A 25,248-nucleotide genomic window follows, 5' to 3' on the forward strand; every position below is an offset into this window, starting at 1 on the left:
TGATGAAGACGTTATGCAGTTTGGTAAAGAAACTTTGTTTGATACTGATAGTCATTACAAGATCAATAACAAGGGTGCCGCTACTTTTAAATTAAATAAAAAGGCTAAAACCATTACGATCACTTTGAAAAAGATGGTTCTTTAACAACATTAGAAGTTATACGTAAATATATTTTTGGTCGTGATGGTCAAATCTATCACTACTCTCGTTCAAAACGGGGCAACCATACAGCTTCGGCTAGAAGAATTGCTAAACTTATAGCGAAAGTTGTTGGACGAAAAGCAGGAGATACTGATCGTAAACGAGCAGGTATCGCCGCCTACTATGTTGCTTGTTTTGCAGGTCTTGATCGCTATTCGATGAAACATCCATACTACAACAAAGCTTATGGTGTCTTTATTAATGGTTATTGTTCATGTGCTGGTACTACTGATGCAACTCAAATGGTTCTTCATTACATGGGCATGAATGGCAAACATGTACACCGTAATCAGTTTCGTCATCAATGGGTATCCATTACTTTGGATGGCAAGAAAGGCTGGGCTGATGGTCAAGTAGGTGCTGCGGGTTATGGTGCTTGGGGAGATCATTCATATAATCCAAGCTGGAATTAATAAATTTTATCTGATGGAGACAGGAGATCATGTGATCGCCTGTTTTTGTTTTATTCAAAAATAATGAACAGATTTCAGCTATGAGTATATTTTTATTAAAACCCTTCTCTTTTAGAATCATAAGCAACAAATGAGGGTACAATATGGGTAGGAAGAGCACTATCAAGCAGGTGAGGAAAATGAAAAAAAGCTTATTTGGCATCATTTATATGTCTTCATACAAAATCCAGTTAAATATTGTTGATTTAAAAGATTTTTCAGTTGTCGAAAAACTAGATTCACCGTCGTTTATTCAAGCCAGCAGCAAAGCTCAGGTTTTCGAACAAGATATGACCAAAATCTGTACTGCCCTTGATGGTTTCAAACAAAAATTGGCCGAATATAAAATCGATGATTTCAAATTTTATGGCAACAAACAACTAATCAATGATTCTTCAGCCAGCTTTATTGCTGATCAGATCAAAGCCCGGACCGGTTTCGAAATCGAATGGCTGAGCAGTAGTCAAATTGTCTATGACAAGGTCTTAAGCGGTATTAAAAGCTTGCAGGATATGCAAGACATGCAGCTCAAACAAACGCCAACCTATTTACTCAGTTTGGGAAGCGCAATGATCAGTCTTTCCTTATTTGAAAACAATAAGTTTATTTCTACTTGGAGCTTGCCGTTGGGTCCAAGAGAAATTCATCAAATCAATGAAATTACGAATGAAACGCCGAATAATCCCATCGATGTGATGAGCGATTACTTAGGTGCCAAAATTGATCACCTTGCTCGTCAAATCAAGGCTAATTCCAATGCCGCTTTGGTTATTCAGCATGCTGACGCCTTAAACAATAACTATTTGCATGAAAACGATTCTGCAATGAGAATCAGCCGGGATGATTTCAACAGTTTTTATGAAAAAACAATTACGATGCCGCAGGATATTTTGATTCAAAGTTATCATCTTGAGCCTGCAGTTGCGGAACATACGCTGCCTAACTTGGTTTCTGTTAAAAAATTCGTAAAACTACTAAATCCTACAGAACTTTATATTACGGATATGTCTGTGATTACAGGATTGTTGATGAAGGAAAAATACCAAAAGCAGTATCTCAAGGATGAAAACGGCAATGATATTATCATGACTTACGCACAGCACATGGCTGAACGCTATTTAGTCGATCAAAAGCATTCTGAAGCCGTTAAAAAATTTGCACTGCATCTTTATGATCGGCTGCGTCATGTTCATTTGTTGCCGGGAAAAGACCGTAAATTGTTGGCAATTGCAGCTCAAATCGATGATATTGGCAGTTTTGTCAACCAGGTAAGACGATATGAGCAGTCCGCGGAGATCATTGAGGCTAATAATATTATTGGTCTTTCCGACCAGGACAATGAAATAGTCAGTGAGATTTGTTGCTACCAAACAGTCAAAGAGGATCAAGCTTCACCATTTATCGGAGGCCATCACTACCGTCATCTTGATCCGCAGATTCAGCTGGAGGTAGCCAAATTATCGGCAATCTTGCGCCTTGCTACGGCACTAGATGCTTCACATAAGCAAAAAATCAAGAAAATCGTGATTTCTCTTAAAAAGGATAAGCAGCTGATAGTTCGGGCTAAAACCAATGCTGACATAACTCTTGAGTGCTGGTCTTTTAACAAACGAGCTCAATTATTTCAGGACGTGTTTGGCATTAAGGTTAGTTTAAAGCAAGAAGGTATGAATAGACGATGAGCAAAGAATTTTTAGCTAATGAAGAAGAAAAAACAAAACCATATCGTAAGGCTGAATATTTTACCAATCGTGAATTAAGCTGGATGGACTTTAATGATCGAGTCCTTGAAGAAGCCCGGTCAAAAGATAATCCCTTGCTTGAACGAATTAATTTTTTAGTTATCACTCAAAGCAACGTAGATGAATTTTTCATGGTGCGGGTTGCTTCCTTACACAAATTAATTGCTGCTGGTATTAAAACGACTGATGCTTCAGGGATGACGCCTTTAAAGCAGCTCAAAGCAATTAACAAAAAGGAACAGCTCACCGTTAAAAAACGCTATTCGACATACTTGCGCTCGCTTTTGCCACTTCTAGAAAAAAACAATATCTATATTAAAGACGTTGCTGATTTGAATGAGCAGCAGTATGAATTTATTCGGTGCTATTTTGATGATGAATTGTATCCTGTATTGACTCCCATGGCAGATGACGCTAACCGGCCATTTCCATTTATTGCCAACGATTCATTGAACATCGCGGTACATCTTAAGGATGAAGAAAAAAACGAACATGATTATGCTACGGTAAGGGTGCCAAATATTTTTAAACGTTTGGTAAAACTGCCAGATTCGGATAATAGCTTTATTTTGCTGGAAAATATTATTAAGGAATTTATTGGCAAGCTTTTTGACGGCTATGAGGTTAAGGAGTCAGCTTGCTTTAGAGCCACAAGAGATATGGATTTGGATGTTGCCGAACGAGATACCTCCGATTTTTTGTTCAGCGTACAGAAGCAACTGAAAGATCGTGAACATGGCAAGGTTGTTCGCTTGGAAATCGAAAAGGGCATGAGTGAAAAACTGCGTCGCCGCTTGTTTAAGAAATTAGATGTTGACAAAGAAGAAGTTTATGAGATTTCAGGTCCAATTGATTTGACCTTTTTGAAAAAGCTGTATGGTGCTGTCAAGGACCATGATGAATTACGCTATAAGCCATTTAAAGCCTATGTTGACCCAGCCTTGGATTTAAGCAGCGATATTTTTGCCAACATTCGCAAGCAGGATTATTTGGTGCAGCATCCATATGATTCTTTTGATGCGGTTCTAAACTTTATCAAAAAAGCAGCACATGATGACAAAGTTTTAGCGATTAAAATGACCTTGTATCGGGTGTCTGGCAATTCGCCAATTATTAAATATTTAGGCGAGGCTGCACAAGCTGGTAAACAGGTCACGGTTTTGGTTGAAGTTAAAGCGCGTTTTGATGAGCAGAACAATGTGCACTGGGCAATAACCTTGGAGCAGATGGGCTGCCACGTTATTTATGGTCTAAAAGGCTTAAAGACTCATACCAAAATCACTTTGGTTATTCGCAGGGATGAGGATGGCATTCGGCGTTACTTGCACTTGGGAACTGGTAATTATAATGATGTTATGGCGCATTTTTACACTGATATGGGTCTGTTTACCTGTCAGCGTGAATTAGGCATCGATGCCACCAATTTGTTCAATATGCTTTCTGGGTATTCACGTCCGCCTTACTTTAGACAGTTGCGGATTTCACCGGAACACATTCGCGAGTTTATTAACCAAAAGATCGATCGTGAGATAGAAATTGCAAAGGCAGGTCGACATGCAGAGATTCATATGAAAATGAATTCACTGTCTGATCCTTAAATAATTGCCAAATTGTATGAAGCTTCCCATGCTGGCGTGATTATTCATTTGATTGTTAGAGGCATTTGCTGTTTAAGAACTGATCTTCCAGGAATCAGTGACAATATCGAAGTGCACTCAATCGTTGGCCGTTTTCTTGAACACAGTCGAATTTACTATTTCTATAATGATGGTAATGACGAAATTTTCCTTTCAAGCGCGGATATGATGAAACGCAATTTGAATAGAAGAGTCGAGACTTTATTCCCAATTTTGCAGCCAGATTTGAAAGCAAGAGCCATCGCAATTTATGACAAGATGTGGCAAGACAATGTCAAGGCCAGAGTCTTGCATGATCAGAGCTATTCAATGATTGATCTTCGCGGAAAAGAAGCTGTCAACTCACAAGAGTACTTTATTAATGAAGCAGTGGAGAAAAATCGAGTTTTAAAAGAAAAGCGCAAGGAAATGGCAAGAAAGCCAGAAATCTTCAAGGTAATGCGCAAGGAATACAATGAATTAACCTTAGGCGATCAAAAAGATGAATAGTAAAAACTTCAAAATTGTTTGCTAATCAGCCATTTTGTGGCAAGATAAACAAAAAGGATGAAACAAAGGGGATGAAGAGATGATTAATTTAGTTGTCATTGACCTGGGTTCAAATTCTGTTCGGATGCAAATTTCAGAAATTGATGATTACGGCAGTTACACCGTCAAAGGTTATTATCGAGAATACGTCCGTCTTTCGGAAAATATGGGTAAGGAAAAGACGCTTAAACCAGACCCGATGAAACGGACTGTTAAGGCTTTGAATAGTTTTAAAGAAAAATATGAAAATTTGGATCATCTTGTAGTTAAGGCCGTGGCAACCGCCGCAGTAAGGCAGGCCAAGAATCAAAAAGAGTTTTTGGACATGGTCGAAAAAGAAGTTGGCATTAAACTTAATGTCATTTCTGGAGAGACTGAAGCCTATCTTGATTATCTCGGAGTGGTCAATACTTTGCCGGTTAGAAACTGCATCATGATGGACACTGGTGGTGCATCAACAGAATTGGTTTGGGTGCAAAACGGTCAGTGTTGTGAACGAGTCAGTATCCCTATTGGCGCGGTTCTGCTATCGCAAACATACAATTTAACAGACAAGATTTCTGCAACCGACCTTTACCAGGCAATGAATGCTGCGGGAAAAATGATGTCGACAGTTCGCTGGCTTTGCAATGTTCATAATTTGCCGCTTATTGCTTTAGGCGGCAGCAATCGAACGATCGCTAAAATTCATCGTCGCGAATTGAGCAATGAAATTGATGAAGTTCCTGATATTCATGGGATGCATTTGCCACCGCAGTATATTTTCGATTTATTTGATCGCTTGGTTGCGATGAGTCGGGAAGAAAGAATGCAAATTCCTGGTTTGGCCAAGAATCGGGCAGATGTAATTGTTGGAGGGCTGATTCCGATAAGTTTGGCTTTGCGCAATTTGCAAGTTAGTGAAGTTGTCTTTTCAAATCATGGTTTGCGTGATGGACTTCTTTATGAATATTTGCAGGATAAGAAGAAATAATATGTAAGAAAAATGGCTGAGTTTTGGACTCAGTCATTTTTTAATTGTCTTGTTGTCGTTTTAAAAGCATAAGCAGTTCCACTGGTGACTTTATTTGAATCTCACCAAGAATATGCCTAACTTGATGAGGCGAGATGCTGGCGTCAGATTTAAGCCAAGTAATAATTGTTTTAACAACGATATCAGCATAAATATTGATAATAAAAGTAGCAGGAATTTCAGCTTTCTTTTCAATGTCTAAATAACCATTTTTAAAAAGAAAATTCAGTCGCCTTTTAGTTTCAAGAGTGGAAATTTCACGTATTTTTGTTAAATTTCATGTTCCCATTTGGCGATAAAAGTACTGTAATTATTTCTTTTATTGAAACGCAATAATCAACAACCGAAAGAAATAACATTCTTAAACTTTAGATCCTTTAATAAGGAATATGGTTTATCCTATATTTTCTAATAATGACTTTACACTCTATATCGTATTATCGTTTTTGAATAAGGTTAATAAGCACTAAGATATTCTCTACTATCTTAGTGCTTTTCTTTCTATTTTGTGGCAAGATAAATATAAAGAATGATGAAAATAGTAATATGAGAAGAAATAATGTCACGCAAAAATAGTTTTGTCTTAACTATCATGATTATTGGTACTTTCTTTGGTGTCATGTGTTCAACAATGACCAACCTAGCTCTGCCGGTTTTCATGAAAGATTTTGGAATTACCTCGAGTCAGGCGCAGTGGGTAAGCAATGGATATTTGCTAGTGAATGCCATTATGATTCCTGTCAGTGCCTATTTGATTAAAAAATATTCCTACAAGTGGCTGTTTATCAGTTTCACTTGCCTTTTTGGCATTGGGACAATTTTTGGTGCTTTTGCCAATAGCTTTGCCTTTTTAGTAGTTGGTCGCATGATCCAAGCGATGGGAACAGGAATCATGATGCCGTTAGTAAATGTGATGGCAATGCTTTATGCTAAAAAAGGCGAGCAAGGCAAAATAATGGGTCTGGTCGGTCTTGCCTTTAATTTTTCACCGATCATCGGTCCTTCCGTGGCTGGCTTAATATTAGACAATTTGAGCTGGCACTATCTGTTTATTTTGATTTTGCCATTCACTTTGTTAACCCTGATCTTATCTGTTTTTCTTATGCCTAATGTTGCCAAAAAGGAACGGCTGCAATTTAATTATTTGGGCTTGATTACTTGTTCACTAGGCTTGTGGTTTTTGCTGGACAGTTTTTCAAATTTTGGAACAAGCAAACTGCTTAGCTTTAGCGTTTTAGGATCATTTATTATTGGACTCGTTTTTTTGATAATCTTTATCAAAAGTCAATGGTCGAGCCAGCATCCTTTCGTCAATCTTAAAGTGTTTAAAAACAAGCAGTTTAAGATTGCAACGATTGTCAACTGTTTGCTTGTTTCGACAATGTATGGCAATACGATTTTGATACCGCTGCTGGTTCAAGATGTTATGCATCAGAGTGCATTTGTTACAGGTTTAGTCATTTTGCCTGGTGCCATTTCAACTGGAATACTGTCTCCAATTTCTGGAAAATTGTTTGATAAGTATCCCGTGCGCTATATGGTAACCTATGGTTTAATCGTTGATTTATTTGGCACGGCGATGCAGGCTTTCGTAGGAGTTCATACGAATGTAGTCTTTGCGGCTTTTTGGCAATGGATGCGGCAGTTCGGCATTGTTATGCTGCTGATTCCTCTGCAAACGCAAGCCTTAGCTGTTACGAAGAGAAATTTGCTGCCGGATGCAGTAGCCATGTACAACACGACGAGAATGGTAGCTGCCAGTTTTGGGATGGCCTTTGTTGTAGCAATGGTCAATTTGGCAGATCAATACTTCCATGTTGGAATTTCCGCCCAAGGCATTCAAGTAGGATTTATGTCTTGTTTTGCTATTTTAATTGTTGCTTTGATTTTTGCTCAGTTTTTGCGGACTAAAAAGATATAAGAAAAGAGGAATTTCATGAGTTAGAAAAATGATGCTGTAACCGGTGCGTCTTTAACCGAAAAACAAAATGAAGGGGTGAAAAGCCCATTGCCAGGTCCTAAAGGCATGATTTCCGTCACTGATGGTAAAGCTGACGATGCAAACGTGCATAATCGTGCATATCTGGACAGCATTTTAGTAGAAATGCGTTTGATCGATTCAATTCAACCAGACTTAACAACGGAATTTTTTGGAAAAGAATTCGCTTCACCAATTACTCTGGCGGCTGTCTCTCATCTGAACAAAGTTTTGCCTAATAAAAAAACGCAAGCCAATGCAAGAAAAAGCAAAAGCAGCTAAAGATCTGCATGTTTTGGCTAAGAACAGTCAAATTAGCCCATTTTGTTATATTCTTCTGCATTTAAAAGTACTTATATTATGGGACATCCAGAATATGATCGTTTAACTCTTGAAAAAGAATATCATCGTGATTTAGCAAAAGGATTGAAAATTAAAGCGCCTGAAAACTATTTCTTGGATAGTAGCCACAAAAAAATTAATTATAATTGGCGATCATCCAGCGAATTGATCTATCAAGACTGGTTAAATAAACTGCGCGCCTAAATATACTGTTTTTGTCTACGGTACTCAGCTGGCAGACAGTGATAGTGTTTTTGGAATTGATGATAAAAAGAAGTTTTATTCTTTTCTCCGACCATCTCGCAAATTTGACTGATAAGGTAGCTTGTCGTGCTTAATAAACTAGCTGCAGCTGCTAACTTGCTTTGAACTTTTAATTGAGCGAAATTGCTGCCGGTTTTTTCCTTAATTAAATTGCTGAGGTAACTGCTACTACAATTATATTTTTGTGCCAATTTCGTTAAAGTGATTGTTTGATAATTCTTTGAAATATCATGCAAAATATTGATTAGCTGTTTTTCGCTTTGATAATGCTGGCGATCAATCTGCGATACGTCAGGTATAGGGTAGTAGCGAATTATTTTAGCTAGCAGAATATCGAAATAATTTTTGATAATGGCAGTGCTGTAAGTTCGATGCAAATAATATTCATTGATCAAATCATCCATTGTTTGCGTAATATCGGCATTATTCGGAAAGATAATAAATGATTGCTGATTATGTTTTTTGAGCGATATATTTAGCAAAAATTCATATACCAGACTGTCTTTTTTGCGCATATTCAGCTGATTTAGAAAATTGAAACTGATATTTTGATTATTAAAGACTAAATTGATCAAAAGATCGCTCTTATTTAAGCGCCCAATCTGATGCTGACAATATTTATCCATCAGCAAAAGATCGCCTTGAAGCAAATTGATTTTGATTCCATTGATAATTTGCTGGCGCTTGCCTCGAAGCATGTAGTTGATTTCCACAAAATTATGCTGATGAAGCGGATAGGGAGCAAAACGATTGTGCTTGCTGATATAAACTGGACGATGACCGAGCAGCTTATGTTTAATAACCAGAACTTGTTGATTCTTGTTTAAATACTTATTGGCTAAATCAGGATAAAAATGTTTATTTTGATACTGTTTATTTTCAATTGGTGAAAAAGATAACAATTGTTGCATTACGCTTTTATCAATCATCTTTAAACTTTTTTCTATTTAATCAACTATTTTGTGAAATACTTTACTATCACTAATTTTAGCACCAAAATTATAAGGAATCTTAAAAAATGATACTAAAGTATCATTCAATTGATATTGTAAGCGTTTCTTTTTATGCATAGAATTAAAAGTGAAATGAGTGAAAAACAAGTTTTTGATTATTAAAAAGAGGCAAAATTATGAAGATAAAAGCAGCTGTTGTTGAAAAAATGGGCGATCCATTTGTTATTAAGGATGATATCGATTTACACGAAGTAGGTCCAACTGATGTCCAAGTTCATATGGTAGCAAGTGGTATTTGTCACTCAGATGAAGCTATTCGTAAAGGCGATGCTTCACTTGGCTATCCAGTTATTTTAGGCCACGAAGGTGCAGGTATTATTGAAAAAGTAGGTTCTGAAGTTCAAAACTTAAAGCCTGGCGACCACGTAGTTATGGCCTTCTATGCAGATGGTTTATGTGATAAATGTTTGCAAGGTATTCCAACTCAATGTCGTAATTATGCTAAATACAACCTTTCTGGTACTCGTTTTGATGGTGACGACCATTTCCAAGAAAATGGCAAGCATATTTCAGACATGTTTAACCAATCATCATTCACGACAACTATCGTTACTAATGAACGTAACTGTGTCAAGGTAGATAAAGATGTCGATTTGCGTAAAGCTGGTCCTTTAGGCTGTGGCTATATCACAGGTTCAGGTACTGTCTTTAACACTTTGAAGCCACGTCCAGGTCAAACCATTGCTGTCTTTGGTACTGGTGCAGTTGGCTTGGCAGCAATGATGGCCGGTAAGATCTCCGGTTGTACGAAAGTTATTGCTGTTGATATTGTTCCATCACGTTTGAAACTTGCCAAAGAATTAGGTGCCACAGACGCAATTAATTCTAAGGAAGAAGACCCAGTTAAGAAGATTCAAGAATTGACCGATGGCTACGGCGTTGACTACACTGTTGATACGACTGGTTTGCCAGCAGTTATGAAGCAAGCCATTGACGCTTTAGCACAAGGTGGTACAGAAGCTGCTATTGCCGTAACACCACATAACCTTGAATTCTCAACCTGGAATGACCTTTGCACTAGTGATCGCAAGATTATCGGTGTTAATATGGTTGATGCTATTCCACAAATTGATGTCCCACGTTTGCTTAAATTTAACAAGTTGGGCATGTTCGATTATCAAAAGACTGAAAAGTTCTATGATTTCGAAGACATTAATGAAGCTAACCATGCTTCAGTAATTGGTGAAACTATTAAGCCAGTTTTGATCATTGATAAGGACTACAAGCCAGGAGAATAATCGTTATTTGAATGAATGAAAAAGTCGCAGTTCATTGAACTGCGACTTTTTTGTTTTATTGAACTTTTACGGCAAATGCTTCGTATGGTTTAAGTGTTAAATCTTGGAGCTGTTGGTGTTTATCATAATTTTCAATGATGTTTTCTTTGACTTGGTCTTTTGCTGAGAAACTTTCTTCATTGCCGGAAAGGTTAGCAACCACCAACCATTTTTGACCATTCAGTTTACGATAGTATGCTAAAACAGAGTCACTGGTTTTTGGCATTAATTCAAAATCGCCATTTACAACAAGATCATTTTCGTGCCGTAATTTTATTAGTTTTTGGTAAGTGTAGAAAATTGAACCTGGATCTGCTAAAGCTGCTTCAACATTGATTTTCTTATAGTTGGGATTAAGTGCAAGCCAAGGTTTACCTTTAGTAAAACCAGCATTTGGCTGGTCATTCCATTGCATTGGACGACGGGCATTATCACGTCCCTTAACATTAATTGCGTGAATCAAATCGGTTTTCTTGTATCCTTGAGCTAATCGCTCATTGTACATATTAATGCTTTCAATGTCTTCAATTTCGCTAATATCTTTAACAGGACAGTTGGTCATACCGATTTCTTCACCATTGTAGATATACGGCGTGCCATGCATCAGATGAAGAACAATGGCAAACATTTTGGCAGACTGTACGCGGTATTCTTGGTCATTTCCCCAGCGAGAAATTACCCGTGGGATATCATGATTTTCCCAGAATAAACTGTTCCATGCATGGTTGAAATCAACTTGCGTTTGCCATTTTACTAAAACATCTTTTAATTGCTTCAGATCGAGTTTTTTCAAATCCCATTTTTCTTTATTTTCTTGCTGATCCAATGATTGGTTTTCAAATTGGAAGACCATTGACAGTTCATGACGAGCAGGATCAGAGTATTCTTCTGCAATCTTTGGCGTAGCATTCCATGTTTCGCCAACTGTCATTAAGTTTTTGCCGCCAAATGTCTTCTTATTCATTTCTTGCAAATATGGATGAAGCATTGGACCATTTTCGCGAATTTTCTTGTCAGGCTCTTTACCGATTAATTCGATCACATCCATCCGAAAACCGCCAATACCTTTATCGATCCAGAAATTCATCATGTCGTAAATTTTGTCTCTTAATTCTGGATTTTGCCAATTCAGATCAGGCTGCTGATCCGCAAAGAAGTGCAGGTAATATTGACCGGTTGCTTCGTCAAATTTCCAAGCAGAACCAGAAAAGGCTGATTTTAAATCATTTGGCTCGTGTCCATCTACGGGATCGCGCCAGATATAGTAATCACGATATGGATTATTTTTGCTCTTGCGTGCTTCAATGAACCATTTATGTTGATCTGAAGTATGGTTAACTACTAAATCCATAACGATCTTAATGTGATGTTCTTTAGCCTTTGCCAGCAATTCATCCATATCAGCCATTGTGCCATATTGTGGATCAATGGCTTCGTAATCAGAGATATCATAACCGTTGTCTACTTGCGGTGATTGATAAACAGGGGAAAGCCAAATGGCATCGATTCCTAATTTCTCCAGATAATCTAAACGTGAAGTAATTCCCTTTAAATCACCAATTCCATCACCATTGCTGTCTTGAAAAGACTTAGGGTAGACTTGATAAACAACTGCTTTTTTCCACCATGGTGTCATTTTAATTCCTCCAAAAATAATTTTTGATAAGTTTATTATCCTTATAATGTAAGCGGTTTACAAGGTGGAAAATGATTGTTAGCGATATCAAAAAAGGATTCAAAGCGGTTGATACTCTGAATCCTTATGCAGTGGCAAAACTATTTTTGAGAAGAATTTAACCAATCGATTGCAGATAATCATTTGAACTATTAATTATTTTCGAATTGCAGTTCCCACTAGCTAAACTAGCAGATAAAAGAAATCCATAAATAAATAATAATTGAATATTTTTTATTAAGGTCGCACCTGATCCTACGGATATACCGTACAATCTCAGAAAGCCTATTAATAAAAAATGACTGAATATTACCATCGATTAATTAATGAGAATTGTAACCAAGCAGATTTCTGGCGGATTTACCGTCTAGAAGAGGAGCAATTGACAATTTATTTCAAAACCTATTGTAACATACAAAAGATATTATTTGCATAGTTAAAAGAAAGTTTATTATCCTTAATCCGTTTTGTTTAATTCTTTTCTTTGCTTATCGACTTGTGATTGCTGAATGTATTGGTCGGTTGCAGAAATTCCTGTATGTCCAAGCTGTGAAGCGACAACCATGACATCTTTGCTTTCATCATATAGTTCAGTTCCAAGAGAGTGCCGCAGTTTGTGAGGAGTTGTTCTGTTGCCATCAGGAAAAGCTTCAGAATATTTGCCAACGAAACGTTCAACGGTGTTGGTTGCAATTCTTTTAGCATGACCAGCATATTTGGTAAGGAATAATGCCTGTTCATTTTTAGCAGGTTGATATCTTTTTTCTCGAATATCCAGATAGGATTTGATGTATGGCATTGCCCAATCAGCAATTAGCGGTGCATCTTTTTTATTACCTTTTCGAATAACAAGAATACTGCGATCTCGTAAATTCAGGTCTTTCAAATTTAAACGGGCCAATTCTGAAACACGAATTCCTGAACCAAGCAACATGGCAATAACGGCCAAATCTCTTTCTTTGTTAAATAGGAAAGAAGAGCGTGCTCTGCTGCTCAAGGTGTGTTCATATTGATTGGAAATGAAGTCAAGCCATTCATGCTTTTTTTCACCCGTATAAAGCATCGGTGAAAATTTTGCATTCCGGTAAGAGATAGATTCTTTAGATCCTTTTACCAAAGGAACTTTAAGCATAACGTTTCTGTAAAAATAGGGCTCACCATTATTTAAATCAGCTGTAACAGTGAGGTAATGGAAGAGGGAACGAAGAGCATTAATTGTTCGATTGATCGTCTTTTTACTATCACGAGTAGATTGCTTATTTTGTCTGAAACTGAGCTCCTTTAAAAACATTTGAATTTGAGAGGCTTGCAAGTGCTCGAGTGTAGAAAGTTCAATATCCTTGTTGCTTTTTGCATTGCTGATTGTACCTTGATCAGGATGTTCAAAGTCTGCTGGCGTTTCCCTTAACCAGTCAAAAAACCTTCTGAATTCAGTCAAATATTGATAGACAGTAGTAACAGCTAGGTTAGGCTGCTGGGTATAGTAAAAAACATAAGTAGGTAAGTCCTGTAGTTCCTTGTCTATCAAACGAGCGTATTGTTTTGAATCCATTTCTTTTCATCTCCGAATTTGTATGATACATATGATATTATAACGAACATATGGTCGATTGTAAAGTAATGATCGCACATAAAAAGTTGTTACTAAATCAAAATAACTTTAGCTTTCTTTTAAAAAAAGAAAGCTAAAGAAAAAAAAAGCACATAAGAAAGCGGTTTACATTTAGGACGATATAATGATGATGAACTTATTTTTATATAGAGGTAAAAAGCAATGAATTTGAAAAAATTACAGTTTATTCTGTTGCTTTAGCTTTAGCTGTTATACCAGTAATTGCTAATGTGAATGGCTTTCAATCTGCCGCCGAAACAAAGGTTAAGTTGATCAAGACAGTTTATGACAACAGCTTAAGTGATCTACAATTATACTTTAAGATCTCTGGTAAGGATCAATATATTTACTGGGGCGATGCCGGTGAGTATCCAGGAGTGGATCGTGTTGCAAATTACAACCCTAACTATATTTGGGGCGGCGAATATGGCTTTAACTTTAAGCAATTCATGGAGTAATAAAGATAAATGAAACTAAAGATTGCCTTGCTGCAGCTACTGCCAATATCAACTTTAAAAAAGCAGCTTCAAAAAGGAATAAAAGCATGTCAAAAAGCACATGAAGAAGGTGCTAATGTTGTACTTTTTCCTGAAATGTGGAGTATTGGCTACAATATCTTTCAGGATATGAGCAAAAGTTGCAAGAAGAAGCTAAGTACATACCTGTGATTTTGGTGATGAGTGCAAACTAGATCCTGGCAAGAAATTTAGCACTTGTGAAATTAGTAGCAAAGTAGGAAAGGTGAAGATAGGCTGCATGATTTGCTATAATCGTGAATTTCCAGAAAGTGATAGGATTTTGATGCTTCAAGGTGCTGAAATTATTTTGGTACCAAATGCCTGTCCAATGGAAATTAATCGCTTGTCTCAGTTTAGAGCGCGTGCCTATGAGAATATGTGTGCAATTGCAACAGCAAATTATGCTGGTGGAAATTTAGATTGCAATGGTCATTCGACTATTTTTGATGGTATTGCATATGCTGAAGAATCAGACAAGGCTGTTTCAAGAGATATGAAGATATTGGAAGCAAATTCTAAAGAAGGCATTTTTATCGGTGAAATTGACCTAGATCGCTTAAGAGACTATCGTGAATCTGAAGTTCAAGGCAACGCATATCGTCGCCCTGAAAAATATGGCTTATTAGTCAGTAACGAGATTCATCCGCCTTTTATTAGATCTGATCGTCGTCCATAATTGTTAATCTGTTTAATTAAAAATAAATATTCTATTTTTACTCTGATAACTGTGATGGTTATCAGAGTTTTTTATTTGAAAAGGCAGGTATTTACCTCATATCTTTTTATGTTTAAAATTTCTGTTTTAATCAAACATGTCATACATGTATTGTAGAGGCAAGCTGCATGTTGAGATGATTATTGCAGCCATTTGTTTAGTTGTTTGATAAGAATATAAATTATAAGTTTTGTTTTTATCTATATTGAATCAAAAATAATCTATTCAATTCCTTGCTGATGGTATTATCGATTTTCTGAGTGATTTTCTGAGTTTGGTGAATTCATTTATTTAAATGTATATGTGAACAACATAAATGCAGAATTGAGTGATTTATGCCAAAAAATATATTCTCATTTAGACTTAAATATGCTAATTAAAAATTTAAATCAGCGAAAATCTTAAATAAAAACCAAGAAAATACTTTTCTTCCGAAGTCTATTTGTATAATACAAATAAATATGATTAAAGTAATCACTTAAAGCAAAAATGTTTTTATAACGACATTTGTTAGAGATTATAAAAATACTAGTCTAAATCATATATACATACTTGCTAAATGCTGTTCATTATAAAAATTTTGAAATAACATGCCATTTTATTTCTTTTCTCTAATAAATAAATTAGCAATTACCTGTCTGCTTTGCTGCACTTATGACTATATTCGTATATCCTAAATTGAATAACCTTTGTTATTAAGGCATTTCTGCCCTATATTTGAATGAAAAATACTATTACATTCGTTATTTTAATATAATATATTATATATTTAGCTTTTTTTCAAAATTGAAAATACTTGGACAGCCTTGACTACCAACTATTGTTCATTGTTTTGCTCAAGAATTCTAACGGCATGTACGGCTGGAGCAATTATTTCACTCGTCCTAGTACTCGCAAATTACATCGCACCAATGGATAAACGAGCTGGCTTGCTCTCCTGGGTCTTTGCTGGATTTCAGCATCGCATCAGTTGTTGGCCTGCCTATTGGTACTATGCTGGCTCAGATCTCTAATTGGCATGTAAGTTTTGGCGTTATTTCAATTTTGACAATTATTTCTTTAGTTTCATTACTATTGATTGTTCCCATAAATACGCCACAAACCCGCAGCAACCTGCAAAACTATTTGCCATCTTGGGAGACAAGAGAATAATTTTCGCGGTTTTATTTGTAGTCGTATCTTTGCTTTTGGGTTTCACGCTTCATTTCCCATGGATTGGTATTGTCGTCATTTCAATTCTCTGTGTCTTTTATTCAAGTTATGGCGCAACCACGCAAATTATGTTTTTGGATATTGCGCAAGATAAGTATCCCACTTCCGTTGATTTAGCTTCCCCATTGAATTCTATTTTTGCAAATATCGGTATTTCACTGGGATCCGTTACTGATTCCGTAATTGCTGGTATTACTTCGATCAATAATTCAGGCTACTTCGCCGCAATTTATGGTCTGATTGCTTTTCTTGCTATCTGGGAAGCAAATCACCTTTATCAAAAAAGCAAATAAAAACCGGTTAGCTTAGCTAACCGGTTTTTATTCTATTCAAATACTTGACCCTTAACCACTTTAGCTACATCTGCTGCTCTAATTGCACCTTCAGGATCATAGTCATCGTTAAACTCTTCACCACCAGTGAAGTAATATACACCATTGTATTTTACAACATATGGATCAACAAAGAAGTCATATTTACCCTTCTTTAAGATCTGCTTGCTTGGAGTTAATTCTTTGTATTCATCAGTGTTGTAAATTGTAGTATTCTTCTTGGCTTGAACTGAAATTTCAAAGTCAATCAATTGAGTTGGGCCCATCAAATTATCAATCATGTTTTGATACTTCTTGTAAGTTGCGCTAGTGCTGAAATTATCAAGCTTAACTTCACTTGCCTTAATGAAGTATGTACTCTTTTCTTGAATCATGAAGTAGTATTGGCCTTTAATTTTTACAACCAAAGTAGTGTAATAGCCAATATTGTTGCCCTTCTTGATTGTACGACCAGTATTTTTCAAACTGATCTTGTTGACGTTGAAGTTAGAACCTGAGCCTACCTTTGTTGAGCTTTGATAAATATAGGTATTCTTTTTGGCTACTAAAGCACTCTTTCGCATATCATAATCAAGCATTTTGGCATACTTAGCTAAAGTTGAATCTTTTTCAATTGAAGCAGGAGTTGCAGAAGAATCATAACCCTTCTTATTCCTAATCTTAGGGGTATCGGCTTGAATGTAATCATTAAGATCAAGCTTCTTGTAACTTACTTGATCGTTTTTGCCATACTCCATTTGCCACAATTCACGATCATGATTTGCCCACTGGATAGAGTTAGAACCTGTTGCAGAAATTGCCGCATTGCGAATTTTAACTTTATCATAATCGGTTAAGAAGTTTGGATAAGCAACCTTGATTTTGGCACCATTCAAATTATTTTCCGCTTGTTTGATTAATGCTGTTTCTAGAATTGCTTGTACACCAGTTGCAGTCTTTGAATCGGCAAGAGTTTTGCCTTTACTGATGGCCTTATCATAGGTATCACGGTTAGTCTTGCTTGCATTGGTGTATTTCAAACTCTTTTTAACAGTGTCAGCTTTTGATAATTCTTCATTTAAAGCACTTTGCTGACTTGTGCTTGCAGGTTCAGCATCCTGCTCAGCTTCAGAAGCAGTGTTGATAGGAGTTGGCGTTACTCCCTGAGAAATTATCGTTGCTGAAGCTTTAACAAAAACAGGCTCACTGGGTCTCTCAAATTTTTGTTGGTGCTTGCTATCATAAACAGCAATCGGAGTAGTGTTGATTGAGTAGAATAATTCTGCTTTTTGTTCACTTGGTACCCAAAGATACATTGCAGCATCAACAGCGAAAGTTTCGTGCTTAGAAGTCGTGTAGCCAGGATACATATTCTTTCCATCAATGTTATAAATTGATGTAGCAGTACCTTTCACTTCAGCAGCGGTACCATATAAATCATCGAATTCGTTGCCATTTTGAACCGAACTTAATAATGTAGTGTATTCGGCAGAAACATAAGTATTCTTCGTACCAGCAATCCGGTAATATTCTTGTGGTACGCCTGAATCAATCCATTCACCACCCGGAATAGCACCGAATCCATCTGCAGTAATGACTGTTCCCTTCTTCAGGGTTTCATTATTAAAAGTACCATCAGCGTTATTGGTATGAACGGTCTTATCGATTCTAACCTTTACATTTTGATCAGTAAGAATGGTTGAATTATCTACTAGATCAAGATTATTAATGTTGATGTAGCAACCACTGCCGATGTTATAATATTTCTTGCCTTTAATTGTATAAACTTTAAGGTAGATTTTGCTGCCCTTTTTATCATAAAAGTAATAGTGGGTCTTAGCATTGCTAGTGACAATAGCTGCCTTTAAGCTAGAATTTTTCTTAAAGTACGCATTTTGCTTCTTTTTACTTATACACTCTTTGTCCTTTTTTGTTATAAACATAAGAATTATGTTTGAAGCTAAGTTTCCGCTGACTATAAGTAGCAGCAGTAATAACTTGGTTATTGTTGATTGCAATAGTTGCCACGGGGGCAATTCCCATTAATGCAGCAACAGAAACAAGTGCAATTTTCTTATTGAATTTCATCATCGTTACCTCTATTATCTTATCTATCTTCTACTCCTGTATTATAAGATAGAAACTGTTTTTTTTCTATCAAGCGCTCCTTAGTTAATTATTTTGTATTATTTTTGCTATCAAATAGGTATAATGAAAATATTTAGGAGGGATAGAATGAAAATATTAAGTTGGAGGCGGTCTAGATGGCAGTTGCTGTTAAATATTGAGATAATTTATGCCATTTTATTTCAGTTATATGAAGGTGCAACCTTTAGCAGGAATAATTTTTAGGTTGCCGGAGAATTGTTTTTGCTGTTAGTTTTAAATTATTTTCAAGGCAAAAACAAAGCTACGTATTATTTAACTATTTGGTTAAACTTGCTGATCCTGCCTGATCAGTTTTGCGAATACTGGGCAATTACCGGTAACAATTTGCTGCATTTGATGCCCACAAGTATCGATTTTAATAATTCTGCTTTTATGGCTAGTTTAGTTGGTTCTACTATTGCCAGTAGCGATGGTCTCAGCTAGTCAAATAAAAAATTGGTTTTTAAGATTGATAGCTTTTGGTCTCTTTCTTGATGTGCAATATGGCAGCGATCAAGTCCTGCTTATCAGCAAAAGCTTGCCGGTAATGCATTCTATAAATAACCAAGGCGTTGTTTCTGCCTTTGCATTACTGATTCTGGTTTGCTTTTTGGTTCGCAGCTGGGGATTCCGGTTTAATCCAAATTTGAAATTTCAACCAAGTGCTAATTTTAGCTGGGTCGTTTATTCCGTGTTAATTCTACTTTTAGTAATAAATGTTGCGTGGAATACTTTTGGTGGCAATGGCAATAACATCTTCTCGATTTTATTTTCTTATATTGTTGACATTCACAGTAAATATATCAATGTACCCAGTTTTACTTCTGCGTTGGAACCAGGAGTTCTTGAAGAAGCAGAACGCTATATCAACATTATGATTTTGCTAATCGCTTCCAGAAATTTGAAAAAATGGCGTATTCCTATCGCTGTCTATGGTTCAACTTTATTATTTGCTTTGCCCCATTTTTCTAACATTGGATGGAATGGGCAAACGGTTGCGGCCACAATCTCGCAAGTTTTGGCAGTTACTGATGCGATGATGTGGGTTGCTGCCTACTTTTACATTGGTAAATTGTGGTTTATTATGATTGTTCACTTCTTTAACGATTATTTGATAAATATTCAATGGGGTTGGAACTCACCATCAACTTGGACAGGTGATTTTAATGATTGGGCTACAACGATTATTCCATTGATTTTTGGATTGATCGTTACAATTTGGATGATGTATGGCAAGCGTCGTTTAGTAATGGAAGAAAATGTAGATCGTTTGCTTGGAACAGATCAAGAGCTCGATTTTTCACGCATGTATTAGTTGCTTTACATAATTTAATATATTAAAAAGGCTCTTTGTCAAATCCTGTTGATGAAGAGTAAATGATTAGGATTAAGCAATTAATAAATTGCTTGATCCTTTTTCTTTTATCTTGTTTTCTTCCAGTCTTATTCTAGTTAAGAGATTGATGAAGTTAGAGTAGCCATAAGCAGTTCTTTCAATTTGTTTTATCTTACGGTTGAAGCCTTCAAGACAGCCATTGGAATAAGATAAACTTGCACCATTTAAAACAGCTTTTAGATTATGTCTGAAGGTCAAAAGGGTTTTATGCATTAAAGCTCCGACCCTTTCTTTAGAATAAATAATTTCTTTCATTGATTTGGTATCGTGTTTATCAAGTGCTGTAAAGAAGTCCTGCAATAAGTTATAGGAATTGTCTAAAACATCGTTGCAACCGATACCTTCCATTACGATTTGTTCCTGAGTAAGTGAGTCTTTATAGTGCCAATTGTATCTCGGGTGGATCTTTTCTAAGTCATCAAATTTCTTAAGATACAATTTCCAAGGTGATTTGAGCAGACTATATTCTCTTGTACCCTTATCAAATTTCTTCATAGTAGCGACCCTTAATGAATTTAAAGACCTGGTGAGCATCTGCACCATGTGGAAACGATCGATAATGATTTGAGCATTAGGAAAACAAGCTCTAACGATATCCTGATAATAGAAATTAAGGTCCATAGTTACAGTTTTGACGTTGGCTCGTGCCTTAAGCGTAAATCTGCCGAAGTATTTCAATAGATTCTTCTTAAATCTGTTTCTAAGAATTTGAATTACTTCATGTGTTTCTCCATTTAAACAGATAAAGTGCAGCTTTCTATCTACGCCCTTGAATTCGTCAAAAGCAAGATGCTCAGGCAAATAATCATACCCGTCAATAAAACGATGAGAACAAGAAGCCAACACTCGTTGAACTGTGTTAACTGAAGTATTGTGCTCACGGGCAATACTAGTCATTGAACGATCTTCGGTTAAGGCACTGAGGATCTTTAGCTTTGAAGTATTAGAAATACTGCAGTATTTATTTACAAGGCTACTTTGGGCCATTGATCTTTTACTGCAATCACGGCATTTAACTCTCTGTTTGAACAATCTAATTACGACAGGCGTACTTGCATTGGCAGTAATGTAGCGAATATTTGTCTTAAGATGACCGTTGTGAATAATATCAACAGAGCCGCAGAAGGGGCAAGCTGGTTGAATGAGCTCAGCTTCATAAACTTTATATTTCGAACCAGCTTCAGGAATTTTATAAAAATAATCTTTAAAAATAATGTTGTTGTCTTCAATATCAAGAACAAATTTAATATAATCATTTAAAGAGGACATAGTTATACCTTTGTTTATACAAATAAAATGTTTGGTGGAACGAATTTTTTATTGTAAAGAGGACTATGTCCTCCTTTTTTAATGCAATAGAAAATCCTGTTAACAGCTTATCATAGAGATAAGATATCAACAGGAAAAATTATAGAGCCATTAAAAAAAGAAAAAGCATCGTCAATTAGACGATGCTTTAATTTTGTACTTTTTATAAATTCGCATTTTAAGGAGCTAAACGATTACTTATTGGTCTTGAATGTTTTTAAAGGCCATATAATCCTCCTCTCAGCATTAGCCAAAATCGATCGTATCTAAGATATGTTCCCTAGCTTCCTTATCTAATCCAAGGTAAGCCAAAGTAACTTTTTCTGATGAGTGATTCAATAGCTGCATAACTAATGCAATATTATGATTTGATTGTTCATAGACACGATAAGCTCCTGTTTTTCTCATCGTGTGTGTTCCAAGATAATCGATATTTATCACTTCACCTACTTTGTGCATAATCATGTAGTAGCGCCTTTCATCAATGTGTTTGCTTGGATTTTTTATTGATGGAAATAACCATTCACTTGTGAAAATTGGTTGATCAGGATGCTTTTCTTGGTATTCCGTCATCCAGTCATAGTAATCTTCAAGATCATTTTCAGAAACGTTTTTTTCTACTTAAAATTAGTTACTCTAACATAACGTTTTTGTGTTTTCGTTGCACCTTCAATACGATAATATCGTTTACCATTCTTGAATTTATAGGAATTGCCATACGTTGTAATTTTAGTACCCTTGCGTAAAACATTCTTATTCGCACGGCGATTACTTGTAGCGTAAATATAAGCATTCTTCTTTAAAGTACGCTTAGTCCCATCAACATTAGCAGCCTTAATGTAATCTGGTGCATTGATCACCTTGTAATATTTAACATTCTTAATTACATATATTTTCTTTTCAAAGGTCATCAATTTGAAAGCCGGAATTTTTCTTAGTTTACTACCACCAATACTGTCATAAATTAATGCTTCATGCATTACTCGTTTAGTGACTGCGTCGACATTTTTATGTACTAAATCACTAGTTTTAATCCAAGTATTATTACTTGAACTGTTAGCATCTTCTTGGCTCTTAGTCGATATTCTAGTGTAACTTACTTTATTAATAATTTGAGTATCATTACCAACATATATGGCATCCCCACGGTTCAGTTGTTCATTCTTCCAAACTCTTCCATCAGAAATGCGATAACTATCAGTCCAAATATCTACGCCCAATCTTTGCATTCCTTGAGGCATTACATAAACTTCAAAACTAGACGTAGACTTCTGACCCTGACTATTAGTTGCAGTAACTTTAACTTGACCCAAACTTCCTGGTTGTGATGGATCAACAGTATCTGAGTCTACAGTCAACGTACCATTATTGCTAGCTGACAATTTAAATTGTACTTTATTGCTTCCAACAAAATTTAATGGATGAAATTTTGAACCTGAAGTAATCTGAAAGATTAAATTATTTACATTCAATTTTTGAGTCGCATTGTTTTGCTCAAATGAAACCTGAACTTCTGGCGCATTTTGTGTAACTGTATATGCGTTACCGAATGGTACTCTTACGTTTACTACCTGACCATTATTTCTAGCAGTCAGGGTAACATAAAATCCAGCAGATGGTATCTGGGCAATATTGTTTGAATTATCAAGTAGCACATTTTGCGATTGTACCTGTCCTCGTAATTCAGATACATTAGTTGTAATTTGAACATTTGGCATACTAAGAGAAACTAAACTTTTAGCCGTTGTCAAAACTTTCTCTAAGCTATCACCATTACTTACTGCAACACCTTTTTCCATAGGTAAAACGGCATTATCAGCTAATTTTTGACCATTAAATAAAAAATATAGATTATCACTATTTAAAGAATTGGTCGTTGATACATTGCTTGCTGCTTTAACATTTATAGGAGTGCAAAGCAACATACTACCTGTTGATAATAGGCTAGCCGCAGTAAGCATGATTTTTAATACTTGTTTCATATTTGTTCTCCATTTCTTTTTAAATACTAGAAGACCATGTAACTCTATATATTCTATTCATTACTGTAAGATTTCCTTGACTAGGATCATGATATGCTACAGTCAAATAAACATCATTGTTATCTATTAATTGTATACCTTCTAATTCTGTCCTATATGAGCCTGCATCCTCATCAAGAGTTCCCGGATTAGTTCTAAGATCTACTTCTTCCCATTCACTCGGATCTGTACTTCGCCAAGGGATTTTTACAATCTTTCTAGATTCACCACCATCTCCATCGTTTGGACTGTATTGGCTGGATATATAAATATATCCCTGATTAGTAACTTCATCATAACTAAAATCAAAGCCCTGTAATGATCCTATTAACCCATTAGATCCAGATAAATTTGAAATTTTGAATGCGTCTTTACAATCACTTGCATAATTTCTTATATCTACAGGAGATGTACCGTTACTATCTAATGCATTATTTATAGCGCTTAATGAATAAATAGAAAAATATGCATTATTAGCATTATCTCCAGTTATTACCATAAAATAGTTATGATCTAAAGATACTGCTGCCTCTACCCTAAACATTTTATTGCCAGAATATCCTATTCCATAACTTGAGCCTGCATAATTTAAGTTCGATAATCTAGGTAATTCCGTATTACTTTTAATCTTTTTATTTTGTGGAATTGTAACTCGGGCTATTTGTTTTGTCCATTTAGCAGCACTTGGATTTAAATCATTGGGTTTGGTGCCAACAAACCATTCATTTTTATTAGCATACGCATATTCCCAAGTTTGAGTATGACCACCTGCTGTGTAATATGTAGAATCATTTTTTTCTTTACGTATCAATCTTAATACAGGTGAATTTTTGTCAAAATTACTTCTGTAGCTCTTATCTCCACGAAACACATAAATATTATTACCTTCATTTAATAATTGTAAAGCATATAAATACCTTGAACCCACATTTCCTTTTTGAACAACAACGTGGTACAAATCATCATCGCCGTTATTATAATTATTTAATATATGAAGTAATTCTGTACTGATGTTATATGCTTGTTTCATATTATTAAACATAATACTACCTCTATTTTTAATTACTACATTTCTACTTTCCAGTATGAACTTATAGTTATTTACGTTATTTAAGAAATCCCTAATTAGGGATTTCTTAAATAATAAAATTTACTAATGTGTCAGAATCTTATTAGTAATCACATATTACTCAAATTGTATATATCTTTAATTTGCTGAAAAGCAAACGTCCAACTTTCTTTTAGTTGCTTATTCTCTAAGGAATTTAAAAATTGCATGATCTGATATTCTTTACCTGAATCTATATAATTCAATAAAGTCTTCAGAAATTTGATTCTTGTCGCGGTTAATAAATCATTGGTTGAGAAGTTCAACTGACATGTTGCATTCAATACTTTTCTTGCTTCATCTGTTGCTTTTCTTTTGATTAAAACAAACACTGCATTAAGCAGAGTTATGCTGACACTCATTGTTACTAAATCTCTACCATACATTTTACTGGCTAATTCTCTCGCTAATCTATAGACAGTAGTGGTATCTAATAATAATTGCACATCACCAAATAAAATTATCTCTTTTTCAAACAAATAATTAATATTTTTAAAGCATTGAGTCAATTCCGCCTTAAACTCTTTATCAGTTAAGTCCATGTAATAGTTAGCGGCATTGGCTACTCTAATTAAATACTCAGATCGTAAGTAATTATCATTTTCTTGATAATACGCGCTAAGTAATTCATTAGTATAGTCTTTTAATTCCTGTACTTTATTTTACTCCGGTTTTTTGCGCCAATTCCTTAAGAGATACATGCTTGTTTTTTTCTAATTTCTTTGAATTTTGGACCAATTAATTTATTAATCTTTGTATTTCTTTTTTTCAATGAAA

Annotated in this window: 21 protein-coding genes and 4 pseudogenes; 15 read left to right on the plus strand and 10 right to left on the minus strand. The window is 35.5% G+C overall.

The genetic code is table 11. The features are described 5' to 3' along the window. Window position 1 precedes the first annotated feature (1 nt). The 8 genes and pseudogenes from HMPREF0493_RS09055 to HMPREF0493_RS05235 form a co-directional block, all read left to right on the plus strand. Window positions 2-139 (plus strand): annotated as a pseudogene (locus HMPREF0493_RS09055) (ABC transporter substrate-binding protein); the annotation flags it as partial. Between the two features lie 221 nt (window positions 140-360). Continuing rightward, window positions 361-615, plus strand: a complete 255-nt coding sequence (locus HMPREF0493_RS08075) for a hypothetical protein (protein WP_006352265.1) — start codon at window positions 361-363, stop codon at window positions 613-615. 179 nt (window positions 616-794) lie between these two features. Then, window positions 795-2,336, plus strand: coding sequence for an exopolyphosphatase (locus tag HMPREF0493_RS05210; RefSeq protein WP_040457274.1), 1,542 nt, complete (start codon window positions 795-797; stop codon window positions 2,334-2,336). After that, window positions 2,333-4,522 (plus strand): annotated as a pseudogene (locus HMPREF0493_RS05215) (RNA degradosome polyphosphate kinase). Before HMPREF0493_RS05210 ends, HMPREF0493_RS05215 begins: the two are co-directional and overlap by 4 nt. Before the next feature lie 79 nt (window positions 4,523-4,601). Then, window positions 4,602-5,534 (plus strand): Ppx/GppA family phosphatase, encoded by a 933-nt coding sequence (locus HMPREF0493_RS05220; RefSeq protein WP_006352269.1) that lies wholly within the window; start codon window positions 4,602-4,604, stop codon window positions 5,532-5,534. A 598-nt stretch (window positions 5,535-6,132) separates the two neighbouring features. Continuing rightward, window positions 6,133-7,494 (plus strand): DHA2 family efflux MFS transporter permease subunit, encoded by a 1,362-nt coding sequence (locus HMPREF0493_RS05225; RefSeq protein ID WP_006352270.1) that lies wholly within the window; start codon window positions 6,133-6,135, stop codon window positions 7,492-7,494. A 75-nt stretch (window positions 7,495-7,569) separates the two neighbouring features. Beyond that, a pseudogene (locus HMPREF0493_RS05230) lies at window positions 7,570-7,849 on the plus strand (alpha-hydroxy-acid oxidizing protein); the annotation flags it as partial. A 26-nt stretch (window positions 7,850-7,875) separates the two neighbouring features. Beyond that, complete coding sequence (locus HMPREF0493_RS05235) at window positions 7,876-8,097, plus strand: homoserine O-acetyltransferase/O-succinyltransferase family protein (RefSeq protein WP_228117004.1); 222 nt, start codon at window positions 7,876-7,878, stop codon at window positions 8,095-8,097. Here HMPREF0493_RS05235 and HMPREF0493_RS05240 read toward each other — a convergent pair. Beyond that, window positions 8,094-9,086 carry an AraC family transcriptional regulator gene (locus tag HMPREF0493_RS05240; protein ID WP_006352273.1) on the minus strand — a complete coding sequence of 331 codons (993 nt, stop codon included), beginning with the start codon at window positions 9,084-9,086 and terminating at the stop codon, window positions 8,094-8,096. The genes HMPREF0493_RS05235 and HMPREF0493_RS05240 overlap by 4 nt on opposite strands. A 200-nt stretch (window positions 9,087-9,286) precedes the next feature. On the opposite strand from HMPREF0493_RS05240, the gene HMPREF0493_RS05245 reads away from it, so the two are divergent. Continuing rightward, a complete protein-coding gene (locus HMPREF0493_RS05245; RefSeq protein ID WP_006352275.1) occupies window positions 9,287-10,408 on the plus strand; it encodes an NAD(P)-dependent alcohol dehydrogenase in 1,122 nt (373 codons plus the stop codon). Window positions 10,409-10,463: 55 nt separating this feature from the next. Here the strand turns inward: HMPREF0493_RS05245 and HMPREF0493_RS05250 are convergent, their stop codons facing one another. Both HMPREF0493_RS05250 and xerS read right to left on the minus strand, forming a co-directional pair. Continuing rightward, the gene (locus HMPREF0493_RS05250; protein WP_006352276.1) at window positions 10,464-12,083 is read right to left on the minus strand and encodes a glycoside hydrolase family 13 protein; all 1,620 of its coding nucleotides are present in this window, start codon (window positions 12,081-12,083) and stop codon (window positions 10,464-10,466) included. A gap of 496 nt (window positions 12,084-12,579) precedes the next feature. Then, window positions 12,580-13,674, minus strand: a complete 1,095-nt coding sequence (gene xerS / locus HMPREF0493_RS05255; RefSeq protein WP_006352277.1) for a tyrosine recombinase XerS — start codon at window positions 13,672-13,674, stop codon at window positions 12,580-12,582. Window positions 13,675-14,003: 329 nt separating this feature from the next. Here xerS and HMPREF0493_RS05260 point away from each other — a divergent pair, with 329 nt between their 5' ends. From HMPREF0493_RS05260 to HMPREF0493_RS08090, 4 genes are all read left to right on the plus strand, one after another. Further along, entirely contained in the window at window positions 14,004-14,192 is a 189-nt protein-coding gene (locus HMPREF0493_RS05260; RefSeq protein ID WP_248616641.1) for a hypothetical protein, read from the plus strand. 9 nt (window positions 14,193-14,201) lie between these two features. Beyond that, a complete protein-coding gene (locus HMPREF0493_RS08850) occupies window positions 14,202-14,402 on the plus strand; it encodes a nitrilase-related carbon-nitrogen hydrolase (RefSeq protein ID WP_006352279.1) in 201 nt (66 codons plus the stop codon). Between the two features lie 52 nt (window positions 14,403-14,454). After that, on the plus strand, window positions 14,455-14,928 hold the full coding sequence (locus tag HMPREF0493_RS08855; RefSeq protein WP_228117011.1) for a carbon-nitrogen hydrolase family protein: 474 nt from the start codon (window positions 14,455-14,457) through the stop codon (window positions 14,926-14,928). A gap of 1,052 nt (window positions 14,929-15,980) precedes the next feature. Further along, window positions 15,981-16,472, plus strand: a complete 492-nt coding sequence (locus HMPREF0493_RS08090; protein WP_006352281.1) for an MFS transporter — start codon at window positions 15,981-15,983, stop codon at window positions 16,470-16,472. A 32-nt stretch (window positions 16,473-16,504) separates the two neighbouring features. Here the strand turns inward: HMPREF0493_RS08090 and HMPREF0493_RS05275 are convergent, their stop codons facing one another. Then, window positions 16,505-18,433, minus strand: a complete 1,929-nt coding sequence (locus tag HMPREF0493_RS05275; RefSeq protein WP_006352282.1) for an FIVAR domain-containing protein — start codon at window positions 18,431-18,433, stop codon at window positions 16,505-16,507. After that, a complete protein-coding gene (locus HMPREF0493_RS05280; protein WP_006352283.1) occupies window positions 18,396-18,581 on the minus strand; it encodes a hypothetical protein in 186 nt (61 codons plus the stop codon). Before HMPREF0493_RS05280 ends, HMPREF0493_RS05275 begins: the two co-directional genes overlap by 38 nt. Before the next feature lie 279 nt (window positions 18,582-18,860). On the opposite strand from HMPREF0493_RS05280, the gene HMPREF0493_RS08095 reads away from it, so the two are divergent. Next, window positions 18,861-19,082 carry a hypothetical protein gene (locus HMPREF0493_RS08095; RefSeq protein ID WP_006352284.1) on the plus strand — a complete coding sequence of 74 codons (222 nt, stop codon included), beginning with the start codon at window positions 18,861-18,863 and terminating at the stop codon, window positions 19,080-19,082. A gap of 103 nt (window positions 19,083-19,185) precedes the next feature. Continuing rightward, a complete protein-coding gene (locus tag HMPREF0493_RS05285; protein ID WP_133286292.1) occupies window positions 19,186-19,953 on the plus strand; it encodes a CPBP family glutamic-type intramembrane protease in 768 nt (255 codons plus the stop codon). A gap of 72 nt (window positions 19,954-20,025) precedes the next feature. Here the strand turns inward: HMPREF0493_RS05285 and HMPREF0493_RS05290 are convergent, their stop codons facing one another. From HMPREF0493_RS05290 to HMPREF0493_RS05310, 5 genes and pseudogenes are all read right to left on the minus strand, one after another. Continuing rightward, on the minus strand, window positions 20,026-21,303 hold the full coding sequence (locus HMPREF0493_RS05290; RefSeq protein WP_006352286.1) for an ISL3 family transposase: 1,278 nt from the start codon (window positions 21,301-21,303) through the stop codon (window positions 20,026-20,028). A 285-nt stretch (window positions 21,304-21,588) separates the two neighbouring features. Next, window positions 21,589-21,945, minus strand: a pseudogene (locus HMPREF0493_RS05295) (tyrosine-type recombinase/integrase); the annotation flags it as partial. 14 nt (window positions 21,946-21,959) lie between these two features. Continuing rightward, the gene (locus HMPREF0493_RS05300; RefSeq protein WP_228117003.1) at window positions 21,960-23,267 is read right to left on the minus strand and encodes an SLAP domain-containing protein; all 1,308 of its coding nucleotides are present in this window, start codon (window positions 23,265-23,267) and stop codon (window positions 21,960-21,962) included. Between the two features lie 76 nt (window positions 23,268-23,343). Next, window positions 23,344-24,405 (minus strand): class III bacteriocin, encoded by a 1,062-nt coding sequence (locus HMPREF0493_RS05305; RefSeq protein WP_006352289.1) that lies wholly within the window; start codon window positions 24,403-24,405, stop codon window positions 23,344-23,346. Window positions 24,406-24,542: 137 nt separating this feature from the next. Beyond that, window positions 24,543-25,043 (minus strand): Rgg family transcriptional regulator, encoded by a 501-nt coding sequence (locus HMPREF0493_RS05310; protein WP_338085301.1) that lies wholly within the window; start codon window positions 25,041-25,043, stop codon window positions 24,543-24,545. Window positions 25,044-25,248: the final 205 nt, after the last annotated feature.

The organism is Lactobacillus amylolyticus DSM 11664 (assembly GCF_000178475.1).
In the GTDB taxonomy this organism is placed as follows: domain Bacteria; phylum Bacillota; class Bacilli; order Lactobacillales; family Lactobacillaceae; genus Lactobacillus; species Lactobacillus amylolyticus.

Coding starts and splice junctions, on each gene's coding strand:
- xerS (WP_006352277.1), bottom strand. CDS start 13,674: ATGGATTCAAAACAATACGCTCGTTTGATAGACAAGGAACTACAGGAC.
- HMPREF0493_RS05300 (WP_228117003.1), bottom strand. CDS start 23,267: ATGTTGCTTTGCACTCCTATAAATGTTAAAGCAGCAAGCAATGTATCA.
- HMPREF0493_RS05220 (WP_006352269.1), top strand. CDS start 4,602: ATGATTAATTTAGTTGTCATTGACCTGGGTTCAAATTCTGTTCGGATG.
- HMPREF0493_RS08075 (WP_006352265.1), top strand. CDS start 361: ATGAAACATCCATACTACAACAAAGCTTATGGTGTCTTTATTAATGGT.
- HMPREF0493_RS05250 (WP_006352276.1), bottom strand. CDS start 12,083: ATGACACCATGGTGGAAAAAAGCAGTTGTTTATCAAGTCTACCCTAAG.
- HMPREF0493_RS05285 (WP_133286292.1), top strand. CDS start 19,186: ATGCATTCTATAAATAACCAAGGCGTTGTTTCTGCCTTTGCATTACTG.
- HMPREF0493_RS05225 (WP_006352270.1), top strand. CDS start 6,133: ATGTCACGCAAAAATAGTTTTGTCTTAACTATCATGATTATTGGTACT.
- HMPREF0493_RS05275 (WP_006352282.1), bottom strand. CDS start 18,433: ATGTTTATAACAAAAAAGGACAAAGAGTGTATAAGTAAAAAGAAGCAA.
- HMPREF0493_RS05305 (WP_006352289.1), bottom strand. CDS start 24,405: ATGTTTAATAATATGAAACAAGCATATAACATCAGTACAGAATTACTT.
- HMPREF0493_RS08850 (WP_006352279.1), top strand. CDS start 14,202: ATGAAACTAAAGATTGCCTTGCTGCAGCTACTGCCAATATCAACTTTA.
- HMPREF0493_RS05240 (WP_006352273.1), bottom strand. CDS start 9,086: ATGATTGATAAAAGCGTAATGCAACAATTGTTATCTTTTTCACCAATT.
- HMPREF0493_RS05245 (WP_006352275.1), top strand. CDS start 9,287: ATGAAGATAAAAGCAGCTGTTGTTGAAAAAATGGGCGATCCATTTGTT.
- HMPREF0493_RS05210 (WP_040457274.1), top strand. CDS start 795: ATGAAAAAAAGCTTATTTGGCATCATTTATATGTCTTCATACAAAATC.
- HMPREF0493_RS05280 (WP_006352283.1), bottom strand. CDS start 18,581: ATGATGAAATTCAATAAGAAAATTGCACTTGTTTCTGTTGCTGCATTA.
- HMPREF0493_RS05290 (WP_006352286.1), bottom strand. CDS start 21,303: ATGTCCTCTTTAAATGATTATATTAAATTTGTTCTTGATATTGAAGAC.